General features: G+C 71.0%; 4 protein-coding genes. 2 read left to right on the top strand and 2 right to left on the bottom strand.

Annotated elements, in window-relative coordinates; translation table 11 throughout:
• The coding region (locus PROKR_RS22020; RefSeq protein ID WP_036967532.1) for a DUF2505 domain-containing protein at window positions 1-288 on the bottom strand (288 nt) is incomplete at its 3' end.
• Window positions 289-444: 156 nt separating this feature from the next.
• On the opposite strand from PROKR_RS22020, the gene PROKR_RS22025 reads away from it, so the two are divergent.
• Window positions 445-1,926 (top strand): sensor histidine kinase, encoded by a 1,482-nt coding sequence (locus PROKR_RS22025; RefSeq protein ID WP_036967514.1) that lies wholly within the window; start codon window positions 445-447, stop codon window positions 1,924-1,926.
• A gap of 98 nt (window positions 1,927-2,024) precedes the next feature.
• Here PROKR_RS22025 and PROKR_RS22030 read toward each other — a convergent pair whose 3' ends face one another.
• Entirely contained in the window at window positions 2,025-2,273 is a 249-nt protein-coding gene (locus PROKR_RS22030; protein WP_026365970.1) for a WhiB family transcriptional regulator, read from the bottom strand.
• 538 nt (window positions 2,274-2,811) lie between these two features.
• On the opposite strand from PROKR_RS22030, the gene PROKR_RS32995 reads away from it, so the two are divergent.
• Window positions 2,812-2,982, top strand: coding sequence for a hypothetical protein (locus tag PROKR_RS32995; RefSeq protein ID WP_157602459.1), 171 nt, complete (start codon window positions 2,812-2,814; stop codon window positions 2,980-2,982).
• Window positions 2,983-3,080: the final 98 nt, after the last annotated feature.

Genomic DNA, 3,080 nt, shown 5'->3' on the forward strand with positions numbered 1-3,080 from the left:
GGTGCGGCGGCCGTCGGCGGCCGCCTCCCACGCCTCGGCCTGACGGATCTCGAGGTGGGCGCCCACGAACGGACGGGCCTGGACGGGGATGATGTCGGTGGGCAGGGTGCGGCGCACCACCACGGTGAAGCCGCCCGCCGCCGTACCCGTCACGTCGGCCTGCTCGACGACGCCGTTCACCGAGCCGGTGGAGCGCTGGGCGCGCCACCGGACGAAGGACTCGTCGGCGAGCATCGCGGAGACGTCGTCGATGTCTGCGGGGAACGTCAGGTCCACTGTCAGGTGCACGGGCTTTCCTCCTCGCGCCGACGGGGCATGCCGGTGAGGGAACTCTAACCGACGCGTTGTGCCCGTCCGGTCTGAAGCAGGCACCCGGCCCCCGGCGTGCGCCACGCCTCACCGGGCCGTGACGCTGTTCCGACATAGGCTTGGCGCGTGTCCGCCATGAGTGACCTGATCCTTGAGCACGCCGACCTCGAGCCGGCCGACGTGGAGTGGCTGCATCTCCTGGTCGGCGACTGGCAGGTGGTCTCGGACCTTGCGTTCGCCGACCTCGTGCTGTGGCTGCCGACCGACGACGGGCGGTTCGTCGCGATCGCGCAGTGTCGGCCCTCGACGGGCGCGACGGTGCACTACGACGACGTCGTCGGCTCGTTCGCGCCCGAGGGGCAGCGCCCGCAGCTGGCCAAGGCGATGGCCGAGGCGAAGGCGCAGCGCGCCAGGGAGCCCCGCTGGTTCGGGGCGTACGCCGTCCGCGAGGAGGCGATCCCGGTGGTGCACAAGGACACCGCGGTCGCCGTGATCGCGCGGCAGACCAACCTCGGGTCCGGGCGGACGCCGTCGCGCCTGGAGCTGAACTACGTCGAGGCGGCCGACGACCTCGTCGCGATGATCCCGCGGGGCGAGTTCCCCCTGCCGAACGCCGCCACCGGCTCGCGCCGGGGCGCACCTCGCGTGGGCGACGGCCTGATCCGGCTCAACTCCGAGGGCGAGGTGCTGTACGCGAGCCCGAACGCGCTGTCGTGCTTCCATCGGCTCGGCGTGATCGGCCCGCTCGTGGGGCAGTCGCTCGTCGAGGTGACGGCGGACATGGTGGAGCAGCTCCAGCCCGTGGACGAGTCGCTGCCGCTCGTGGTGATGGGCCGTGCGCCGTGGCGCACCGACATCGAGGCGCACGGGGTCTCCCTGTCGCTGCGCGCGATGCCGCTGACCGACCGCGGGCAGCGCATCGGCGCCGTGCTGCTGTGCCGCGACGTGTCCGAGCTGCGCCGGCGCGAGCGCGAGCTGATCACCAAGGACGCGACGATCCGCGAGATCCACCACCGCGTGAAGAACAACCTGCAGACCGTGGCCGCGCTGCTGCGGCTGCAGGCCCGGCGCATGGACGTGCCGGCGGCGAAGGAGGCGCTCGAGGAGGCCATGCGGCGCGTCTCGACCATCGCCCTCGTGCACGAGAGCCTCTCGCAGACGCTCGACGAGCAGGTCGAGCTCGACGACATGGTGGGCCGCGCGCTGCGCCTCACGGCCGACGTCGCCTCGGCGGACACGTCGGTCCGCACCGTGCGCACCGGCTCGTTCGGCATGGTGCCCGCGCAGGACGCGACGCCTCTCGCCCTGGTGCTCACGGAGCTGGTCACCAACGCGGTGGAGCACGGGTTCGTGGGCCGTGCCTCGGGCACGGTCGAGATCGTCGTGGAGCGCGATAACTCGGACCTGCGGGTGGTCGTCGCGGACGACGGCGTGGGGCTGCCCGAGAACGGCGGCTCCGGCGGGCGCGGGCCCGGCAGCGGCCTGGGTACGCAGATCGTGCGCACGCTGGTCACCAACGAGCTCGGCGGGACCATCGAGTGGTCGGCCCGCGAGGGCGGCGGCACCGAGGTGGTGCTGCAGCTCGTGCTGCGCGTGGCGGAGCCCGCTCGGTCCTGACGCGTCGGGAAAAGCCGCGAGCCACGCCTGGGCGGAGGGGGAGTGCTCAGGCGCGGCTCGCGAAGAACTGCTGTGCTGGGTGGTGCTGTGCCGTCGGGTCAGCCGGCGCGGCGAGCGCGCGCGGTGCGGCGCTTGAGCGCACGGCGCTCGTCCTCGCTCATGCCGCCCCAGACGCCGGCATCCTGGCCGGACTCGATTGCCCACTTGAGGCAGGTGTCGACTACGTCGCAGCGACGGCACACGGCCTTGGCCTCCTCGATCTGCAACAGGGCAGGGCCCGTGTTGCCGATGGGGAAGAACAGCTCGGGGTCCTCTTCGAGGCATGCTGCGCGGTGGCGCCAGTCCATGGTCACGTACTCCTTGGAAGGAACTTCCCACCGTCCGGCTCGCCACTAGGGAGCATCGTCGTCGTGCGTCTGGGGCGCGCAGGTCTGGTTGTGGATCGTTTTCCGATCCCTGAGCGCTAGGCGGCGACCGACGGGGGGTGTTCGGGGGTGTGTGGGATTGCTGCATCTAGGTTCACACGCTCGTGAACGCTCGCACAAGGGGTTACGGCGAAGTTTCTCAGGCATGAACCCTGAGGTATCCGTCACACTATTGTGAATACCCGTCCCCCCAGTATCCTAGTTCGTCGTGCCCGTACTGGAAGCCTTTTTCGCGCCTCGTGTCCCGGCGTTTCTTCGTGCCCTCGTGATCGGCGTCCTGGTCGAAGTGATCGGCCTCGTTGCATTCGCCGTGGTGTTACTTGGCGAGCTCCTTACGGGCGGTTCCATGTCCGTCGGAGTGAGCCTCTTTCTGGTTCTCTTCCTCCTGGGTGTCGCCTGGGTTCTCGTTGTGTGCTGCCGGGCACTTCTCGCGGGTCGCCGATCTGGTCGCGGACCCATCGTGACCTGGCAGCTCTTCCAGATCATCGGATCGATCGCGGCGATCGGCAGCGGCGGCGGGCCCGCGGTCGCGGGTGGATGGGCCGCCCTCGTGGTCGCGGTGGGCGTCGGCGTCCTGCTCATGACGCCGTCCGTGGTAGCGGCGACGTCGGGGACGCGCTCGGAGGACTGAGGACGCGCGGCCGGTGCGGCCGGCCGGGCTCCGGTTCCAGGACCTGGCACAGCACCGGGTCCCCGCGGTTGCACCACGCGGCCCTGCCCGGCGGCCCG

The sequence above is a fragment of the Promicromonospora kroppenstedtii DSM 19349 genome (genome assembly GCF_000515355.1).
Classification (GTDB): Bacteria; Actinomycetota; Actinomycetes; order Actinomycetales; family Cellulomonadaceae; genus Promicromonospora; species Promicromonospora kroppenstedtii.

What these genes read in the sequence shown, in the direction of transcription:
- PROKR_RS22025 (WP_036967514.1), top strand. Translation starts at nt 445, where the DNA reads ATGAGTGACCTGATCCTTGAGCACGCCGACCTCGAGCCGGCCGACGTG.
- PROKR_RS22030 (WP_026365970.1), bottom strand. Translation starts at nt 2,273, where the DNA reads ATGGACTGGCGCCACCGCGCAGCATGCCTCGAAGAGGACCCCGAGCTG.